The following is an 18,421-nucleotide window of genomic DNA, read 5'->3' on the forward strand; positions in this document are numbered from 1 at the left end:
AGGATTTTTGCGATGGCAAGCTTAAGCGGTTCACTGCTTCTATTGCGCGGAAGGAAAATATTCCGGTATCGGCGTGGTTCGCGAGATTTGCGTCCCGTTCCGGAGGGCAGGTTGGACGCGCGGTCTGTCGCGGTGCTGAAGGGCGCGACCGCGTTTTTATTCGCAGCGGCACGTCTTTCGGCCTCGATATCGGGGTTCCGGCGGCGCGGCTGCTCTGTGTTGCGAGAATCGCCTGCCGCGCCCCCGGGTTGGCAGTCCCCGCCCGATGTCGTTAAGGATTGGGCAAGATGCGCGTCTGGGGAGGATCAACGTGAGCAAGTTATTCGTCGGTGTCGATGTCGGAACCGGTTCGGCGCGCGCCGGGATTTTCGATCGGGAGGGCACGCTTCTCGGCGTCGGCAAGCACCCGTTGGAGATGTGGCAGGACGATCATGGCCATGTCGAGCAATCGAGCGCCCAGATCTGGCAGGCGGTTTGCGATGCGGTGAAAGGGGCCCTCGCCGCGTCGGGGGCCGACCCGCGCGATGTCGCGGGGATCGGGTTCGACGCGACCTGTTCGCTCGCCGTGATGGGCCCGGAGGGCGGGCTGCCCGTGGGCGATCCTGATGCGCCCGAGCGCGATGTCATCGTCTGGATGGATCACCGCGCCCGCGATCAGGCGGCGCGGATCAATGCGGGCGATCATGACGTGCTGCGCTATGTGGGCGGCCGGATTTCGCCGGAGATGCAGACGCCGAAACTGATGTGGCTGCGCGAGGAGCGCCCCGAGATCTACGCGCAGGCGGTGCAGTTCTTCGATCTTGCCGATTTCCTGACATGGAAGGCGAGCGGCGCGCTGGAGCGCTCCGCCTGCACGGTCACCTGCAAATGGACCTATCTCGCGCATGAGGGCCGCTGGGATCCCGAGTATTTCCACGCGATCGGCCTTGGCGATCTGGCCGAGGGCGGCTTCGAACGGATCGGTGCGCGTATCGTCGATCCGGGCACGCCGCTTGGGGCAGGGCTGACCGAGGCAGCCGCCGCGCAGATGGGCCTGACGCCCGGAACGCCGGTCGCCGCCGGGCTGATCGACGCCCATGCCGGCGGGATCGGCACCGTGGCGGCGCAGGGCGGGTCGGGCGATCCGGCGCACTGTCTGGGCTATGTCTTCGGGACCTCCTCCTGCACGATGACCTCGACGCGCGAGCCTGCCTTCGTGCCCGGCGTCTGGGGGCCGTATTTCTCGGCGATGATCCCCGGGATGTGGCTCAATGAGGGCGGGCAATCGGGTGCGGGGGCGGCGATCGCGCAGCTCGTGCAACTGCATCCGGCCGCGCAGGAGGCGCGTGACCGGGCGCAGGCCGCCGGCAAATCCGTGCCGGAATTCCTTGCCGATCTCGCGCTCGAGACGGCGGGTTCGCCTTCGGAGGTCGCGACGCTTGCCGAGGCGCTTCATGTCGTGCCGGAGTTCCTCGGCAACCGCGCGCCCTTTGCCGATCCCGATGCGCGGGCGGTGATCGTGGGGCAGGGGATGGAGACCGGGCTGGACTCGCTCGTGGCGCTCTACGTTGCGGGGGTTTGCGGGTTGGCCTATGGGCTGCGCCAGATTATCGAAGTGCAGGCCGAACATGGTGCGCCGATTTCGGAGATTTCGATCTCGGGCGGGGCGGGGGCGCATCCCGTCACCCGCCAGATCATCGCGGATGCGACCGGGCGCGACGTCGTGGTCACGCGCTGCGAGGAACCGGTGCTGCTGGGGGCGGCGATGCTTGGCGCGGTCGCGGCGGAGGGGTTCGACGACCTGCAGGCCGCGATGGGCGCGATGTCGCAGGTCGCATCCCGGTTTGCGCCCACAGGCGGCGCGGTGGAGCGTTTGCACGCGGCGCGGTTCAACGCCTTCCTGACGCTGCAATCGACGGCGCGATCGGTGCGCGAGAGCATGGCCAAGGCAGCCGAGTGACGGGGCTCGCTGACAAGGTGTGACGCTGCGGCGCAGTCTTGGTTGGAACGCAGTGCTTGCTTTCGCAGGTCCGGTTTCGGACACTCTGCGGATTATAGAATGCGTTTCGAAACCCAAATCTTGAAAGCCAAATCGTGACCAGACCCAGCCGCCAACAAGAGCGGATCGACCAGATAACCGCCTTGCTCGATGTCTCGCCCGCCCTGCGTTTGCGCGACCTGTCCGAGCAGATGGGCGTGACCGAGATGACCCTGCGGCGCGATGCGGCGCAGCCCGAAGCGGGGTTTGCCTGCCGGGGCGGCTATATCGTCACCACCCGCACGACTGAGCATTACGACTTCGACGCGCAGATGAACCGCGCCATCGACGCCAAGCGCGCGGCTGCGGGCCATGCGCTGGATCTGGTGCCCGAGGGGGCAGTCGTGTTCCTCGATACCGGCACCACGCTGCCCCATCTCGCGCGGCTTCTGGCGCAGGGCAAAGCGCGGCGAATCATCACCCATTGTCTGACCACGGCGGAGATCCTGCAGGGGCGCAGCAGCGTCCCGGTCGAGTTTCTGGGCGGCGAAATCAAGTCGAGCACGCGCTCCTGCCATGCGGGAAATCCGCACGACCGACTGGCGCCTTTGAACATTGATGTGGCGTTCCTGTCCGCGGGCGGGCTCGATTCCGACGGGGCGCTCAGCTGTTCGCACGACTATGAAGTCCCCTTGAAACGTGCGGCGATAGAGCTTTCAAAACAGTGTTTTGTCGTCATGGATGCCAGCAAGATCGGCCAGCGCAAGCCGGTCGTTTTCGCGTCTCTCGACGAGGTTTCGGGCGTCGTCACCGAGGCCGGACTTCTCGCTGCAGCGCAGCTTAAGATGTAGTTGACACTTCCCTTCATCCCCTAGATGGTCCCGAGTTATGTTGCGATCGTAACATTACTTGGAGGGCCGGTTTCGGCATGCGCCTGAACCGGGAAACGCGGACGAGGAGGTCCGCTTGAAGGGAGAATTATCATGAAGCTCGGATTCATTCCGGCCGCTGCATTCGCGGTCGCCATGGCCACCCCGGCACTGGCGCAGCAGGTCGTCGACACGAGCAATGTCGACAAGGAAATGCTCAGCTCCGACAAGACCTATCACATCGCGACCGTTGTGAAGGTCGACGGCATCGCGTGGTTCGACCGGATGCGTGACGGCGTGAAGCAGTTCGGCGACGACACCGGCAGCGACACCTGGATGGTCGGCCCCTCGCAGGCGGATGCGGCAGCGCAGGTGCAGCTGATCGAGAACCTGATCGCGCAGGGCGTGGACGCCATCGCCGTCGTGCCGTTCTCGGTGGAAGCGGTCGAGCCGGTGCTCAAGAAGGCTCGTGATCGCGGCATCGTCGTGGTGAGCCACGAAGCCTCGAACATCAAGAATGTCGATTACGACATCGAAGCCTTCGACAACAAAGCCTATGGCGCGGAGCTGATGGACCACCTCGCCAAGCAGATGGGTGAGAAGGGCAAATATGTCGCCACCGTCGGCTCGCTGACCTCGAAGTCGCAAAACGAGTGGATCGACGGCGCGATCGAGCGTCAGAAGGAAGCCTATCCGGACATGTCGCTCGCGACGGATCGTCTGGAGACCTATGACGACGCGAACACCGACTACAACAAGCTGAAAGAGGCGCTGACCGCGCATCCCGACATCACCGGTGTCGTGGGTGGTCCGATGCCGACCTCGGCAGGCGCCGGTCGTCTGATCGCGGAAGGCGGTCTGCAGGGCAAGCTGCACTTCGCGGGCACCGGTCTTCCGTCGGTCGCGGGTCAGTACATCTCGCAGGGCGATATCAGCTACATCCAGTTCTGGGATCCGGCGGTTGCTGGCTACGCGATGAACATGATCGCACTGGCCGAGCTGAAAGCACGTGATGCGGGCAAGGACCATGCCGATATCAAGGCGGGCACCAACCTCGGTCTCGAAGGCTATACCGATCTCAAGGAAGCCGATAGCGCGGACGCGAAAGTGCTCTACGGGGCCGGCTGGGTCGGCGTGACCAAGGACAACATGGATCAATACGACTTCTGATCCCTGACGGTTCTCAAGCTCGGGTGGCGCGCGCGATCGCGCCACCCGTTGCCGACCTGCCTGCGAGGAGACCCCCATGGCCACCGCTCCCCTGATCGAGCTGCGCAACATCTCGAAGCGCTTCGGCGGCGTGCGCGCGCTCGATGACGTGTCGCTGACGCTCGACGCTGCCCGCATCCACTGCCTCGCCGGCGAGAACGGCTCGGGCAAATCCACCCTCATCAAGATCGTCTCAGGCGTCTATCAGCCCGACGAGGGCGAGATCCTGATCGACGGCAAACCGGTCGGTAAGCTCGACCCCGCGACCTCGATCGCCCATGGCGTGCAGGTCATCTACCAGGATTTCTCTCTGTTCCCGACACTGACGGTGGTCGAGAACCTCGCGCTCAACACCTTCCTGCGCGAAGGCAAGACCCGGATCGACTGGACCCGGGCGCGCAAGATGGCGCGCGACGTGCTGGCGCGGCTCGATGTGACGCTCGATCTCGATGCGACCGTCGAGACGCTGCCCGCCGCGGGCCGCCAGATCGTGGCGATTGCGCGCGCGATGCTCGCCGATGCGCGGCTGATCATCATGGACGAGCCCACGACGACGCTCACGGGGCGCGAAGTCGAACGCCTCTTCCGCATCGTGCGGGATCTGCAGGCCGACGGCATCGCCACGCTGTTCGTCAGTCACAAGATGCGCGAGATGCTGGAAATCTCCGAGCGTCTCACCGTCTTCCGCAATGGCAAGAAGGTCACCGAAGGCCCGATCTCGGATTATGACGAACGCTCGATCACCCGGGCGATGACCGGGCGCGACCTGCATCAGGGGCATTTCCAAGCCCCCGATGTCAGCGGGCGTGAACCGCGGCTGGAGCTGCGCAACGTGACCGTCGGCGACAAGGCGCAGGACATCAACCTGACGCTGATGCCGGGCGAGATCGTCGGCATGTCCGGCCTGATCGGCGCAGGCCGCAAGGCCATCGCGCAGGCGATCTTCGGTCTGCGCAGCGATATGTCCGGCGAGATGCTGGTCGACGGCAAACCCGTGATGCCGAAGAACGTCCCCGAAGCGATCGCGGCGGGCATCGCCTATGTGCCCGAGGATCGCCTGTCGGAAGGGCTCTTCCTGACCCGCTCGATCCGCGACAACGCCATCGTTTCCTCGCTGAGCCGTTTCGCGCCGCATCTGTGGCTCGATGCCGAGAAGGCGGGGGAGGAGACCCACAAGATGTTCGGCGAGATGGCGATTTCCGCGCCGGGGATCGACGTGCCGGTGGGCACGCTCTCGGGCGGGAACGCACAGCGCGTGATGATCGGCCGCTGGCTGATGACCGATGCACGCGTGCTGATCCTCAACGGCCCGACCGTGGGCGTCGATGTCGGCTCGAAAGAGCAGATCCACGGCATCATTCAGGACCTGACCCGCAATAACGATCTGGCGGTTCTAATGATCTCGGACGACCTGCCGGAGCTGGCTGCGAACTGCAATCGCGTGCTGTGCATGACCGAGGGCCGCATCACCGGAGAACTGGCGGGCGACGCGCTGACCGAAGAGGCGCTCGACGCGGCGCTGTCCAATGAGAAACAAGGAGAGCCCGCATGAGATTCCTGCGCAGCTCCGACGCGATCATCCTGGCGATCCTCACGATCGCGATGATCTTCATCGGGTTGGTGAACCCGGCCTTCTGGCAAATGTCCAACCTGTTCAGCCTGCTCAAGGAAAACGTCGTGATCGGCATCATGGCGCTTGGCGTTCTGCTGGTGATGATCTCGGGCGGGATCGACGTGTCTTTCACCGCCTTCGCGGTCGCGGGAATGTATCTCGTAGTCCGCTCGATGGTGGCGCTCGATTATAACGGGCTGGTGCTGCCCTTCGCCTCGGCGATCATAATCGGCGGGCTTCTGGGCCTGATGAACGCGGGCATCATCCACAAGTTCAAGATGATCCCGCTGATCGTGACACTCGGCACGGCCTCGGTCGTGCGCGGGCTGGTGTTGGGCCTCGTCGGCACCTCGAACGTGAACATCAACAAGATGCCCGAGGCGCTGGTGAATTTCGGCAAGACAGATCTATTCGTGCTCGAACGCGCGAACGGCTCGACCTACGGGCTGACCGCGATGATCGTGATCTATCTGGGCCTCGCCGTCGCGCTGCATCTGGTGCTGAAGCACACGATGATCGGGCGGTCGGTCTATGCCTATGGCGCGGACCCGGAAGCGGCGAAACGCGTGGGCTTCTCGACCGGTAAGACGATGATCTTCGTCTATGTCACGGCAGGTGCTCTGGCGGGCTTTGCGGGGCTGTTGCACAGCTCGATGATCTGGCTCGCCAATCCGCGCGACTTCGTGGGGCTGGAGCTCGACGTGATCGCGGCGGTGGTGCTGGGCGGCGCGTCGATCTTCGGCGGGCGCGGCACGGTGCTGGGTACGGTGCTGGGCGTGTTCATCCTCGTGATGATCCAGAATTCGCTGATCCTGATGGGGATCGATACGACATGGCAGCGGGTCGTCGTGGGCGCGATGCTGGTTGCGGCTGTGACCGTGACGGCGCTGCGCGACCGCAGGGCTTTGGTGTGAGGCAGGGGAGATGACGATGAGCGAGACCAAGACCAACGCCACCTCCCGGCCCGGCCTGCGCGGCTGGCTCAAGGGCGAGGCGGCACAAACCAATGTGATGCTGGCCGTATCCTGCGTGCTGGTGCTGATCGCGATGACGGCGCTGCGGCCCTCGATGTTCCTGTCGTCTTACAACTTCGAGTCGATGGCCTTCTTCATGCCCGAGCTCGGCATCCTGTCGATCGCGATGATGATCGCGATGCTGACCGGGGGGATCGACCTCTCGATCGTGGGCGTCGCGAACCTTGCGGGCATCACCGCGGGCACGCTGTTCGGCGCGATGGCGGGCGATGGCGGCTCGGGCGCATTGGGCCTCGGCCCGGTGACGCTGGGCGTGAGCGCGGCGCTGATCGTGGGGCTGCTGGCAGGGCTGTTGAACGGCTTCCTGATTTCGGTGCTGAAGATCACGCCGATCCTTGCGACGCTGGGCACCGGCCAAGTTTTCATCGGAATGTGCCTCGTACTGACGGGTGGGCCTGCAATCGTCGGCTTCCCGCCGGGTTGGAACGCGATCGGCAACGGCAAGCTCGTGGGCATCCCGGTGCCGCTGGTGATCTTCGTGCTGGTCTGCATCGCGCTGTCGCTCCTGCTAGCGCGGACGTCTTTCGGGCTGCGGCTGAAGCTGATCGGGACCAACCCGAAAGCGGCGGTCTATGCGGGCGTGAAGCGCGGCCAGATGATCCTCTATTCCTACATGCTCACGGGGATGCTGGCCGCGATGGCGGGGATCCTGCTGTCGGCGCGGACCAATGCGGCGAAGTCGGATTACGGCGCGTCCTACCTGCTGCAGGCGGTGCTGATCGCGGTGCTGGGCGGGACCAACCCCGCAGGCGGTCGCGGCAATGTGCTGGGCGTCGCCCTTGCACTGATCTCGCTGACGCTGTTGTCCTCGGGCTTCCAGATGATGCGGGTCTCGAACCACCTGATCGATTTCGTCTGGGGCGCCTTCCTGATCGGGGTGATCGCCCTCAATTCCTGGCGCCGCCGGAAAGGAGCGTAAGATGAGCGTGATCATTCCTCTTCCGCGCGAGCGGTTCGGGCTGGCCCCGAGCGTGCTCGCCAAGACAGACAGCTTCACCGTCACCGGCTGGCGCACCGCGCTTGGCATCGAGATGATCGGCGTGGACACCCCGCGCGGCCGGGTCGAGATGCTGCCTTACATGGGCCAGATGCTCTGGGATGCGGTGTTCGACGGGGTGCGCCTGACGATGGACAGCGCCTTTGACGAGCCGCGCCCGGCGCAGGTGATCGTCGAGACCTATGGCTGCCTTGCCTATCACTCTGGGTTGCTGCGCAACGGCTGCCCCGGGCCGCAGGACGACCATCCCCTGCATGGCGAGATGGCCTGCGCCTCGATGGATGCGGCCCATCTGGAGATCGGCGAAGACGGGCAGGGCGCCTTTGTGCGCCTTGGCGGTCACGTCGATTACATCCGTGGTTTCGGGCCGCATTACCGGGCGATGCCCTCGATCACGGTGCGGGAAAACACGCTCATCGAGATGGCGATGGCGGTCGAGAACCGCTCCGCCCTGCCGATGGACCTGATGTATATGTGCCATGTGAACTTCGCCTTCGTGAGCGGCGGGCGCATTCATCAGGCGGCCCCCTTCACGCCTGAGCGTACCCGCGTCCGCCGCGACGTGCCCGCCCATGTGCAGCCGACGCGGGCCTATACCGATTTCATCGAACTGCTGGCCGAGGCGCCCGAAGACAGCGCCACGCTGGACGCACCCGAGAAATGGAACCCCGAGCAGGTTCTCTATATCGAGCGCCCCGCAGCCGATGCATCGGGCGAAAGCCATGCGCTTCTGGAGCGGCCCGCGGGCGACGGCTTCTCGATGAGCTGGCGGCCCGATCAATTCGACCACCTCGCGCGCTGGATACTAAACGGCGAGGATGCCTCGGTCGCGGCCTTCGCGCTGCCGTCCACCTGCGAGCCCGAGGGCTACACGGCGGAGAAGGCGAAGGGGCATGTCCGCAGCCTCGCAGCCGGAGAGACCGCGCAATTCGCGACCCGCTTCGGCTATACTGACAAGGCCGAGACCACCGCGCTCGCCAAGACGATTTCCGACCTGACGGAGAAAGAGAATGCCTGAGAAGATAGCCGTCGTCGGCTCGAACATGATGGATCTGGTGACCTATATCGACCGGATGCCGGGTCGCGGCGAAACCTTGGAAGCTCCCGATTTCGCAATGGGCTTCGGGGGCAAGGGCGCGAACCAGGCGGTTGCCGCCGCGCGTCTGGGCTCGGATGTGGCGATGGTCACCTGCGTGGGCGATGACGGGTTCGGCCCGCAGGTCCGCGCCAATCTGGAAACCAACGGGATCGACACGACCCATGTGCGCACCGTCGAAGGCTCGGCCTCGGGCGTGGCGCCGATCTTCGTCGAGCGCGATGGCGAGAATGCGATCCTGATCGTGAAAGGCGCCAATGCGGCGCTGGCGCCTTCGGATGTCGATGCGGCGGCCGAGACGTTGCGCGCAGCCTCCGCGATCCTGATGCAGCTCGAGGTCGATCTGGAAACCGTCTATCACACCGTGGCTTTCGGGGCGCGCGAAGGGGTGACGACGATCCTCAACCCCGCGCCTGCGCATCCCGATCTGGATATCGCGCGGCTCGATGGGCTCGACTGGTTCTGCCCGAACGAGAGCGAGCTGGCGATGCTTTCGGGTCTGCCCACTGGCACCGATGAGGAAGTGATCGCCGCCGCGCGCAGCCTGATCGAACGCGGTATTCACAACGTGGTGGTGACGCTTGGCGGGCGCGGTGCACGCCGGATCACCGCGGACACCGTCGAAGAGATCGCCCCGGTCTCGGTAAGCCCGGTCGATACCACCGGCGCGGGCGACGCTTTCATCGGCAGCTTCGCGCATTTCCTTGGCCAAGGGATGGAGCCCACCGCGGCGCTGACCCGTGCCGCGCGCTATGCCGCATTGTCGATCACGCGTCGCGGCACGCAAACAAGCTACGCGACGCCCGCCGAATTCGACGACTTTCTTTCCGAGCATGGGCTCGGCTGACTTATGCTGATCTTGTCCCGATCGCGCACGCCCGGGAATTATCCCGGACGTGGCGGCGAGGCTGTGACGAGTCCCGATTTAGGAGACACGCAATGAAGACCGAAATGAAAACCGAGACGCGCGCGGAAGGGGCTTTGGTGCCCACCGCCCATACGGCGGGAGAGCATGCGCGCAACCCCGGCATGGCGCTCGATGTGGGCATGTTCGAGGGCCACCGCGTCAACCGCGCCGCCGCCGAGCGCCGCTGCGCGACGCTGACCACGCGGCGCAGCGTGAAGAAGGCGCATCAGGCGGCGTGGCTGGTCAATGCGGTGCGCTGCGTCGATCTGACGACGCTTGCGGGCGACGATACCGAGGGCCGGGTGAAGCGCCTCTGCGCGAAGGCGCGCAAGCCCTTGGCTTCGCATATCGAGGCGGGGCTGGGCCTGAGCGCGGGCGAGCTGACGGTGGGCGCGGTCTGCGTCTACCCGACGATGGTGCCGCATGCGGTCAAGGCGTTGGAAGGGTCGAATATCCCCGTGGCCTCGGTCGCGACGGGCTTCCCGGCAGGTCTGATGCCGCTGCATCTGCGGCTCGAGGAAATCCGCTGGGCGGTGGCGCAGGGCGCAGCCGAGATCGACATCGTGATCAACCGCGAACTGGCGCTGACCCGGAACTGGCAGGGCCTGCATGACGAGATCGCGGCGATGCGCGAGGCCTGTGGCGGCGCGCATATGAAGGCGATCCTGGCCACCGGCGAGCTGGAGACGCTGAACAACGTCTATTCCGCCTCAATGGTCGCGATGCAGGCGGGGGCCGATTTCATCAAGACCTCGACCGGCAAAGAAAGCGTCAACGCGACGCTGCCCGTCAGCCTGACCATGCTGCGCGCGCTGCGCGATTACGGGATGGCGACCGGCCACCGCATCGGCTTCAAACCCGCAGGCGGGATGAAGCAGGCGAAAGAGGCGCTGGCCTGGCAGGTCCTGATGAAAGAAGAGCTGGGTCGCGACTGGCTCAACCCCGACCTGTTCCGCTTCGGCGCAAGCTCGATGCTGGGCGATATCGAGCGCCAGCTGGAGCATTACGTCACCGGCCGTTACGCCGATAGCAGCCGTCACGCGCTGGCCTGAGGAGAGACAAAATGAGCATTCAGAACATCCTCGAAACGATGGAGTATGGCGTGGCCCCCGAAGACGACAGCCAGGCGCGCAAATGGCTCGCCAAGCATGAGGGCGGCTTCGGCCATTTCATCGACGGCGCGATGACCAAGCCGGGCGATCTGTTCGAAACCCGCGATCCGGCGAGCGACACTGTGTTGGCGCGTGTCACGCAAGGCACCGCATCGGACGTGGATGCCGCCGTCTCCGCCGCGCGCAAGGCGCAAAGCGGTTGGGCAAAGCTGTCGGGCCATCAGCGCGCGAAGCACCTTTACGCTTTGGCGCGGCACATTCAGCAGCATTCGCGCCTTCTGGCGGTGCTGGAGACGCTGGATAGCGGCAAGCCGATCCGCGAGAGCCGCGACATCGACATTCCGCTGGTCGCGCGCCACTTCTATCACCATGCGGGCTGGGCCGAGATCCTCGAAGACGAACTGCCGGGCCATGCCGCGCAGGGCGTCTGCGGCCAGATCATCCCGTGGAACTTCCCGCTGCTGATGCTGTCGTGGAAGGTCGCGCCCGCACTGGCCGCTGGCAATACGGTCGTGCTGAAGCCCGCCGAATACACGCCGCTGACCGCGCTTGCCTTCGCCGAGATTGCGCAGGAATGCGGCATCCCGAAAGGCGTGATCAACATCGTCACCGGCGATGGCGAGACCGGTGCTGCCATCGTCGGCCATGAGGGGATCGACAAGCTGGCCTTCACCGGCTCGACCGATGTGGGCCGCATTCTGCGCGAGCGCACCGCCGGGTCCGGCAAGGCGCTGACGCTGGAACTGGGCGGAAAATCGCCCTTCGTCGTCTTCGAGGATGCCGATCTGGACGCCGCCGTCGAAGGCGTGGTGGATGCGATCTGGTTCAATCAGGGGCAGGTCTGCTGCGCAGGCTCGCGCATCCTCGTGGCTGAGGCGGTGGCCGAGCGGTTCGAGACGCTGCTGCGCGCCCGGATGAAGACGCTGCGCACCGGCGATCCGATGGACAAGAGCACCGATATCGGCGCGATCGTGCACCCCTCGCAGCTCGCGCGTATCCGCGATCTGGTCGAGAAGGGCGCAAGCGAGGGCGCGACGCTGATCCAAGGCGCAGCCCCGCAGGGCTGCTTCTTCCCGCCGACGCTGGTGACGGATGTGGAGCCTGCGAGCGTTCTCGCGACCGAGGAAATCTTCGGCCCCGTGGTCACGCTCACCACCTTCCGCACGCCGTCGGACGCCGTGGCGCTGGCCAACAACACGCGCTACGGGCTGGCGGCCAGCATCTGGTCGGAGAACGTGAACCTGTGTCTCGACATCGCGGGGCAGGTGAAGGCCGGGATCGTCTGGATCAACTCCACGAACATCTTCGACGCGGGCGCGGGCTTCGGCGGCTATCGCGAGAGCGGCTTCGGCCGCGAGGGCGGGCGCGAAGGCATGCGTGCCTATCTGCGCAACCCCGCGGCGGCGACCGGCAAAGGTAAGGGAACGACCCCCGCCGAACTGGAAACCGGCCCCGCAGACACGATCAAGGGCGGCGAGATCGACCGCACCGCGAAGCTCTATGTCGGCGGCAAGCAAGCGCGGCCCGATAGCGGCTACAGCTATCAGGTGAAGGGCGGCAAGGCGGTCGTGGGGCTCGCAGGGCTCGGCAACCGCAAGGACATCCGCAACGCGGTCGAGGCGGCGCATAAGGCCAAGGGCTGGGGCAAGGCCACGGGCCATAACCGGGCGCAGGTGCTCTATTACATCGGCGAGAACCTCTCGGCGCGCGGCGTGGAATTCGCGGCCCGTCTGGAAAGCTTCGGCGCCTCGCGCAAAGCCGCCGAGGCCGAGGTCGAGACGGCGGTCGAGCGCTGCTTCTGGTATGCAGCCCAGGCCGACAAGTTCGACGGCGCGGTCCACGCGACGAAGTCCGAGTTCGTGACGCTCGCGATGAACGAGCCGATCGGGGTAATGGGGCTGGTGGCCCCCACTGCGCAGCCGCTTCTGGGGGCGATCTCGCTGGTGCTGCCCGCGATCGCGATGGGCAACCGCGTGGTGCTGGTTCCGAGCCAGACGCATCCGCTGGCCGCGACCGACCTCTATCAGGTGCTCGACACTTCCGACGTGCCGGGCGGCGTGGTCAACATCGTCACCGGCCCGCGCGACGAGCTGGCGAAGACGCTGGCGGCGCATGATGGCGTCGATGCGATGTGGTATTTCGGCAATGCCGAGGGCTGCCAGATGGTCGAGGCGCAAAGCGCCGGAAACCTCAAGCAGACTTGGGTCGAAGCCGATGACGCACGCGACTGGGGAGCCCGTGCGGGGCAGGGGCGCCTGTTCCTCGACCGCGCGACGCAGGTGAAGAACATCTGGGTGCCCTACGGCGCGTGAGGCCTCTGACAGAGCATCGAGAAAGCGGCTCCGAGAGGTCAGGCCTTCTCAGTAAATGGTGCGCGTGAGAAACGTGAAGGGCTCGAAGCGCAATCGTCGCTTCGAGCCCTTCACGAGCCCCGCAACTACAGGGATTTCGAGAGCAGGTGCGCGTCACCGCCTTCTGCCCGGAAGCCGCAGCTTTCGTAGAATGGCCGGGCCGTAACGGTGCTTTCCAAACGGCAGCGCCGGATGCCATGCGCGCGCAAGACGTCCTCCAAGCCTGAGAGAATAGCTTTGCTGACGCCACCAAAGCGGGCATCGGGATGGACATAGGTCAAGAGGATGTCGCCGCTCAGGGAGGCCATCCCGACCCCTATGATCTTCCTGTCCCGCTCGGCCACCAGCACCACGGCGTCATCCCGCGCGATCCACTGTCGCCAGGTCTCAACTGTCTTGTTGCCAAGCCAGTCTTCGATTTCGGACGGATCGTTCTGATGATCTGCAACACAGAGTTCGGTGATTGAGCGACGCAGGGTGCTTACCGCCTCAACAGCATCGGCCTCCATCGCTTGCCTGATCTCGATCATGCTTCCTCACTCTCCGCCTCTAGATTACCGACGCCGCATTTTCCCGCAACAGCAGCTTCGTCACGCCTAGCCGACATCTGCCGCAGACGGCTCCCGAAGATCATGTCGGGAGCTGCTGATCGACATGGCGTCGCGCCTACAAGGCGTTAGGCCCCACGCTGCACCATCTACTGCAAAGGGTTGGCCCCCAAAACGGGCCGCTTTTTCATGCGGGATCGACGCGCGCAAAGCCATGCCAGGCGATAAACGCAAACACGCGCGACCAAACAGCGCGTGACGAAATCGTTTTGAAATCAGGGGAGTATTGGCAGTCCGTAGGGGAATCGAACCCCTCTTTCCAGGTTGAAAACCTGGCGTCCTAACCGATAGACGAACGGACCGCACAACGCTCAGTCAGGGCTCGGAAGTGGCAGTCCGTAGGGGAATCGAACCCCTCTTTCCAGGTTGAAAACCTGGCGTCCTAACCGATAGACGAACGGACCACTCTGAACCTTCCGGGCATACCTGCCTAAGGTGGAGCGGTGTTTAGGCCAGAGAACCGTGACTCGCAAGAGGGTAATTGCGGATTTTCGGAAAGTTTTTGCCCCTCCGTTACGGCAGGTTGGAAGCCTTGGAATTACAGTCCTTTTCCGCGTGCGGTGGCGGGGTAGCGGTTACGCTTCGGCGGCGTCTTCGAGGCGCAGCTGCACCTTGTTGCGCCCGCCCCATGTGTTGATCTCCAGCCGCCCGGCGAGGTGGAAGCGCTGCGCGCCCGGCTGGCTCAGCGCGGGGCCGAGCGGGCCGTCGAAGGCGCCGAAGCAGATCGCCTCGATCCGCCCGCCCATACCGTCGCCGAAATTGAAACGCAGGTGGCTTTCTCCGATCCGGCGCGCGCCCACGACCTCCATATCTGCGAAGGCGAAACGCGGGGCAGGGGCGCCCTGGCCGAAGGGGCCTGCGCGGTCCAGATCTTCGATTAGCTGCGGCGTCGCGGCGCCCGGCATCAGCATCCCGTCGAGGCGCAGGTCGCGCGGTCCGATTTCGCCCGCGCCCTGTTTGGCCAGAAGCTCCGACAGGCGCGCCATCGCGGGCTCCAGCTTGTCTTCCTCGACCGTGAGGCCCGCGGCCATCTTGTGCCCGCCGCCTTTCAGCAGCAGTCCCTCGGCAGCGACGCGTTGGATCGCGGCCCCGATATCGACGCCCGCGACCGAACGGGCCGAGCCTTTGCCGATCCCGTCATCCACGCCAATCACGACCGACGGGCGGTTCGTCGCCTCTTTCAGCCGCGCGGCCACGATGCCCACGACGCCCGGGTGCCAGCCAGCACCCGCCGCCCAGACCAGTGGCGCGTTCAGGCCACGCTCCTCGGCTTGTGTCAGTGCGGCTTCCCGCACGGCGTTCTCGACCTCTCGGCGCTCGGTGTTGAGCTGGTCGAGCCGCTCGGCGATGGATTGCGCCTCGTGCGGGTCGGTTGTCGACAGCAGCTGCGCGCCCAGATCGGCCGCGCCGATCCGTCCGCCCGCATTGATCCGCGGGCCAAGCACGAAGCCCAGATGATAGGCGGCGGGCGCGCGGTCGAGCCGCGCCACATCCGACAGCGCCACGAGGCCGGGCCGTTCGCGCCGAGCCATGATCTTGAGACCCTGACGCACCAGCGCCCGGTTGCAGCCCGTGAGCGGCGCGACATCTGCCACCGTCGCCAGCGCCACCAGATCGAGAAGCGTCATCAGCGGCGGCCCCTGCACGCCTTCGTCGCGCAGTTGCCGGTTCGCCTCCACCAGCATCAGGAAGACGACCGAGGCCGCGCAGAGATGGCCCAGCTCGCCGGTCTCGTCCTGACGGTTGGGGTTCACCACGGCCAGCGCGGGCGGCAGGGTCTCGCCGCCCAGGTGGTGGTCGAGAATGACGACATCGGCGGGTTTCGCGGCGGCCACAGGTTCGTGGCTCAGCGTGCCGCAATCGACGCAGACGATCAGCGGATGCTCGGCGCCGAGACTTTCCATCGCGGGCACGTTCGGCCCGTAGCCCTCGTCGATCCGGTCGGGAATATAAAGCGTCGCCTCGCGCCCCATCGCGCGCAGCCAATTGATCAGCAGCGCCGCCGAGGAGCCGCCATCGACGTCGTAATCCGCAAAGACCGCGATCTTCTCGCCGGACTTCACTGCCTTGAGAAAGCGCGCGGCTGCCTGCTCCATGTCGCGTAAGCTGCGCGGGTCGGGGAGCAGCTCGCGGATAGTGGGTTCGAGGAAGCCCTCGCTCTCCTCCGGCGTGACGCCACGCGCGACGAGGATACGAGCGAGCGGCAGAGGCAGGCGCGTCTGTTGCGCCATCGCCTCGGCCAGCCGGTCGGCCTCGGGTGTGGGGCCGATCCAACGGCGGCCTGTCAGGGATTGCTCGACGGAAAGGAAACTGCTCATGCCTTTGGGTGTAGCCAAATCACGCGAGCCCTGCCAGCCACTATGAAGCGGAGCTTGCTCGGGCTGTCACTCAGGCCGTCATTCGGGCCCTCACTCCGGAATGTCTTGCAGCAGCGCTTGGCGCGAGTCCGAGGCGAATTCGCGCCGCCAGAGCATCCCCGTCGTGAACAGCGTCGCCGCAATGAGCGCATAGGGCCCCAGCAGCCACGCCAGCGTCGCCAGCGCGAAATAGACCGAGCGCAGCCCGCGATTGAAGCTTTTCGCGGCGTTGATGTTCACCTGCGCCGCCTGCTCGGCGCGCGGATAGGCCAGCGGGTCCTCGGGCTCATTGGGCACCGCCGCCATTGCGATCGCGGCATAGGAAAACAGCCTGTGCGACCAGACGAATTTCAAAAACGCATTCGCCCCGAACAGAACGGCGGTGAGGATGCGCGCCTCCCAGAGCAGATCGGGCCCGCGCGCGATGTCGAAATCATCGGCGAGATTCGCGAGCGGCTGCGGATTCGCGATCAGCGCCAGCCCGGCACCGATGGCGATCAGCGAGGAGGAGGCGAAGAAGGTCGTAGACTGCCGCAGCCCGTCCACCATCGCCGAATCGAAGATCCGCGGCTGGCGCGTCACAAGCTGGCGCATCCATTCGCGACGGTAACTCTCCATCAGTTTGCCCATCGACGGGCGGGCGGCACTCGGATGTTCGGTCGTCCAGCCGATCCCCATCCAGCAGGCGACCAGAAGGGCGAGCGCCGCGAGGTCGAGCGGCCCCAGCGGGCCGATATGAAACGTCGTCATCATATCGACAGTTAGCGCGATGCAGCTTCTCTTGTCACCGGGGCTTATTGGTTATATTTTCTGACCAACCGGGAGGAGTTTGCCATGGAAATGCCCAAGCCGAAGGAGGATCTGCTGGCGCGCAAGCCGCAGATCATCGCCCGCCTGCGCGAGGTTCTGCCCGCGGATGCGGTGATCGACGATCCCAGCGAGACGCGCGCCTATGAATGTGATGCGCTTTCGGCCTATCGCTGCCAGCCGCTGGGCGTGGTGCTGCCGCGCTCGACGGCGGAGGTCGCGGCGGCGCTGAAGGCCTGTCACGAGCTGGGCGTGCCGGTGGTGCCGCGCGGCGCGGGCACCTCGCTTGCGGGCGGTTCGATGCCGCAGGCGGATTCGGTGGTGCTGGGCCTCGCGCGGATGAATGCCGTGCTCGAGACCGATTACACCAACCGCTTCATCCGGGTCGAGGCGGGGCGCACGAACCTCTCGGTGACCGGGGCGGTGGAAAGCGACGGCTGGTTCTACGCGCCCGATCCGTCCTCGCAGCTCGCCTGTGCGATCTCGGGCAATATCGCGATGAATTCCGGCGGCGCGCATTGTCTGAAATACGGGGTGACCACGAATAACCTGCTCGGCGTGACGCTGGTCACGATGGAAGGCGAGGTGGTCGAGATCGGCGGGCCGTATCTTGACGCTGGCGGGCTCGATCTTCTGGGGCTGATCTGCGGCTCGGAGGGGCAGTTGGGCGTCGTGACCGAGGCTACGCTGAAGATCCTGCCCAAGCCCGAAGGCGCGCGCCCCGTGCTGATCGGGTTCAACTCCAACGAAGTCGCGGGGGCCTGCGTAGCCGATATCATCAAGGCGGGCATCCTGCCGGTCGCGATCGAGTTCATGGACCGGCCCTGCATCGTCGCGACCGAGGCCTTCTGTCATGCGGGTTATCCCGATTGCGAGGCGCTGCTGATCGTCGAATGCGAGGGCAGCCCGGCCGAGATCGACGAGCAGATCGGCATGATCCGCCAGATCGCGACCCGTCACGAGCCGGTCGAGTTCCGCGAGGCGCAATCGGCCGATGAGGCCGCGCGGATCTGGCTGGGCCGGAAATCCGCTTTCGGCGCGATGGGGCAGATCAACGATTACATGTGCCTCGACGGGACGATCCCGGTCTCGGAACTGCCCTTCGTGCTGCGCCGGATCGGCGAGCTGTCGAAGGATTACGGGCTGGACGTCGCGAATGTCTTCCATGCGGGCGACGGCAATATGCACCCGCTGATCCTCTATAATGCCAACGAGCCGGGTCAGCAGGAGCAATGCGAAAAGCTGGGCGCGGAGATCCTGAAGCTTTGCGTCGAGGCGGGCGGCTGCCTGACCGGTGAGCATGGCGTGGGCATCGAGAAGCGCGATCTGATGGATGTGCAGTTCGAGCCCGCCGATCTTGAAGCGCAGATGCGGGTGAAGGACGTGTTCGATCCGAAATGGCTGCTGAACCCGGCGAAGGTGTTTCCGTTGGGCGCGAGCGCGAGCCGCCGTGCGAGCTGACGGCGCGAGCTGAGGGCCGGGAGGGGCGCTGCCCCGCTCGCTGA

The 18,421-nt window shown here is 65.5% G+C and carries 14 protein-coding genes and 2 tRNA genes; 11 read left to right on the plus strand and 5 right to left on the minus strand.

Annotated features, from left to right (window positions below; genetic code table 11):
• Window positions 1-265: 265 nt before the first annotated feature.
• The 10 genes from ACZ7GB_RS08830 (at window position 266) to ACZ7GB_RS08875 (ending at window position 13,105) form a co-directional block, all read left to right on the plus strand.
• Window positions 266-1,939, plus strand: coding sequence for an FGGY-family carbohydrate kinase (locus ACZ7GB_RS08830; RefSeq protein ID WP_472158339.1), 1,674 nt, complete (start codon window positions 266-268; stop codon window positions 1,937-1,939).
• A 134-nt stretch (window positions 1,940-2,073) separates the two neighbouring features.
• On the plus strand, window positions 2,074-2,808 hold the full coding sequence (locus ACZ7GB_RS08835; protein WP_078601676.1) for a DeoR/GlpR family DNA-binding transcription regulator: 735 nt from the start codon (window positions 2,074-2,076) through the stop codon (window positions 2,806-2,808).
• Window positions 2,809-2,940: 132 nt separating this feature from the next.
• Window positions 2,941-3,996, plus strand: a complete 1,056-nt coding sequence (locus ACZ7GB_RS08840; RefSeq protein WP_078604500.1) for an autoinducer 2 ABC transporter substrate-binding protein — start codon at window positions 2,941-2,943, stop codon at window positions 3,994-3,996.
• 76 nt (window positions 3,997-4,072) lie between these two features.
• Window positions 4,073-5,587, plus strand: a complete 1,515-nt coding sequence (locus tag ACZ7GB_RS08845) for a sugar ABC transporter ATP-binding protein (RefSeq protein ID WP_152844821.1) — start codon at window positions 4,073-4,075, stop codon at window positions 5,585-5,587.
• Window positions 5,584-6,561: an ABC transporter permease gene (locus tag ACZ7GB_RS08850; protein WP_472158341.1), complete on the plus strand. Its 978-nt coding sequence runs from the start codon at window positions 5,584-5,586 to the stop codon at window positions 6,559-6,561. Before ACZ7GB_RS08845 ends, ACZ7GB_RS08850 begins: the two co-directional genes overlap by 4 nt.
• A gap of 16 nt (window positions 6,562-6,577) precedes the next feature.
• Entirely contained in the window at window positions 6,578-7,600 is a 1,023-nt protein-coding gene (locus tag ACZ7GB_RS08855) for an ABC transporter permease (RefSeq protein ID WP_078549734.1), read from the plus strand.
• 1 nt (window position 7,601) lies between these two features.
• Window positions 7,602-8,696, plus strand: coding sequence for a DUF4432 family protein (locus ACZ7GB_RS08860; protein WP_078601679.1), 1,095 nt, complete (start codon window positions 7,602-7,604; stop codon window positions 8,694-8,696).
• Complete coding sequence (gene rbsK, locus ACZ7GB_RS08865) at window positions 8,689-9,621, plus strand: ribokinase (protein WP_472158342.1); 933 nt, start codon at window positions 8,689-8,691, stop codon at window positions 9,619-9,621. The genes ACZ7GB_RS08860 and rbsK overlap by 8 nt, the downstream gene beginning before the upstream one ends.
• A 104-nt stretch (window positions 9,622-9,725) precedes the next feature.
• Window positions 9,726-10,733, plus strand: coding sequence for a deoxyribose-phosphate aldolase (gene deoC / locus ACZ7GB_RS08870; RefSeq protein ID WP_472158471.1), 1,008 nt, complete (start codon window positions 9,726-9,728; stop codon window positions 10,731-10,733).
• 11 nt (window positions 10,734-10,744) lie between these two features.
• Window positions 10,745-13,105 carry an aldehyde dehydrogenase family protein gene (locus ACZ7GB_RS08875; protein ID WP_472158344.1) on the plus strand — a complete coding sequence of 787 codons (2,361 nt, stop codon included), beginning with the start codon at window positions 10,745-10,747 and terminating at the stop codon, window positions 13,103-13,105.
• A 125-nt stretch (window positions 13,106-13,230) separates the two neighbouring features.
• Here ACZ7GB_RS08875 and ACZ7GB_RS08880 read toward each other — a convergent pair whose 3' ends face one another.
• The 5 genes from ACZ7GB_RS08880 to ACZ7GB_RS08900 form a co-directional block, all read right to left on the minus strand.
• Window positions 13,231-13,674: a GNAT family N-acetyltransferase gene (locus tag ACZ7GB_RS08880; protein ID WP_472158345.1), complete on the minus strand. Its 444-nt coding sequence runs from the start codon at window positions 13,672-13,674 to the stop codon at window positions 13,231-13,233.
• Between the two features lie 305 nt (window positions 13,675-13,979).
• Window positions 13,980-14,054, minus strand: a tRNA-Glu gene (locus ACZ7GB_RS08885).
• A gap of 27 nt (window positions 14,055-14,081) precedes the next feature.
• Window positions 14,082-14,156, minus strand: a tRNA-Glu gene (locus ACZ7GB_RS08890).
• A gap of 171 nt (window positions 14,157-14,327) precedes the next feature.
• Window positions 14,328-16,070: a single-stranded-DNA-specific exonuclease RecJ gene (gene recJ / locus ACZ7GB_RS08895; RefSeq protein ID WP_472158346.1), complete on the minus strand. Its 1,743-nt coding sequence runs from the start codon at window positions 16,068-16,070 to the stop codon at window positions 14,328-14,330.
• A 90-nt stretch (window positions 16,071-16,160) separates the two neighbouring features.
• Window positions 16,161-16,862, minus strand: coding sequence for a DUF599 domain-containing protein (locus tag ACZ7GB_RS08900; RefSeq protein ID WP_078547869.1), 702 nt, complete (start codon window positions 16,860-16,862; stop codon window positions 16,161-16,163).
• A gap of 81 nt (window positions 16,863-16,943) precedes the next feature.
• On the opposite strand from ACZ7GB_RS08900, the gene ACZ7GB_RS08905 reads away from it, so the two are divergent.
• The gene (locus tag ACZ7GB_RS08905) at window positions 16,944-18,377 is read left to right on the plus strand and encodes an FAD-linked oxidase C-terminal domain-containing protein (RefSeq protein ID WP_078520196.1); all 1,434 of its coding nucleotides are present in this window, start codon (window positions 16,944-16,946) and stop codon (window positions 18,375-18,377) included.
• Window positions 18,378-18,421: the final 44 nt, after the last annotated feature.

The organism is Thioclava sp. PTB-PU3-1, from assembly GCF_055666785.1.

Excerpts from the sequence above, each read along its gene's own strand:
- ACZ7GB_RS08830 (WP_472158339.1), top strand. The coding sequence starts at position 266 with ATGTCGTTAAGGATTGGGCAAGATGCGCGTCTGGGGAGGATCAACGTG.
- ACZ7GB_RS08840 (WP_078604500.1), top strand. The coding sequence starts at position 2,941 with ATGAAGCTCGGATTCATTCCGGCCGCTGCATTCGCGGTCGCCATGGCC.
- ACZ7GB_RS08845 (WP_152844821.1), top strand. The coding sequence starts at position 4,073 with ATGGCCACCGCTCCCCTGATCGAGCTGCGCAACATCTCGAAGCGCTTC.
- ACZ7GB_RS08850 (WP_472158341.1), top strand. The coding sequence starts at position 5,584 with ATGAGATTCCTGCGCAGCTCCGACGCGATCATCCTGGCGATCCTCACG.
- ACZ7GB_RS08855 (WP_078549734.1), top strand. The coding sequence starts at position 6,578 with ATGAGCGAGACCAAGACCAACGCCACCTCCCGGCCCGGCCTGCGCGGC.
- ACZ7GB_RS08860 (WP_078601679.1), top strand. The coding sequence starts at position 7,602 with ATGAGCGTGATCATTCCTCTTCCGCGCGAGCGGTTCGGGCTGGCCCCG.
- rbsK (WP_472158342.1), top strand. The coding sequence starts at position 8,689 with ATGCCTGAGAAGATAGCCGTCGTCGGCTCGAACATGATGGATCTGGTG.
- deoC (WP_472158471.1), top strand. The coding sequence starts at position 9,726 with ATGAAAACCGAGACGCGCGCGGAAGGGGCTTTGGTGCCCACCGCCCAT.
- ACZ7GB_RS08875 (WP_472158344.1), top strand. The coding sequence starts at position 10,745 with ATGAGCATTCAGAACATCCTCGAAACGATGGAGTATGGCGTGGCCCCC.
- ACZ7GB_RS08880 (WP_472158345.1), bottom strand. The coding sequence starts at position 13,674 with ATGATCGAGATCAGGCAAGCGATGGAGGCCGATGCTGTTGAGGCGGTA.
- recJ (WP_472158346.1), bottom strand. The coding sequence starts at position 16,070 with ATGAGCAGTTTCCTTTCCGTCGAGCAATCCCTGACAGGCCGCCGTTGG.
- ACZ7GB_RS08900 (WP_078547869.1), bottom strand. The coding sequence starts at position 16,862 with ATGATGACGACGTTTCATATCGGCCCGCTGGGGCCGCTCGACCTCGCG.
- ACZ7GB_RS08905 (WP_078520196.1), top strand. The coding sequence starts at position 16,944 with ATGGAAATGCCCAAGCCGAAGGAGGATCTGCTGGCGCGCAAGCCGCAG.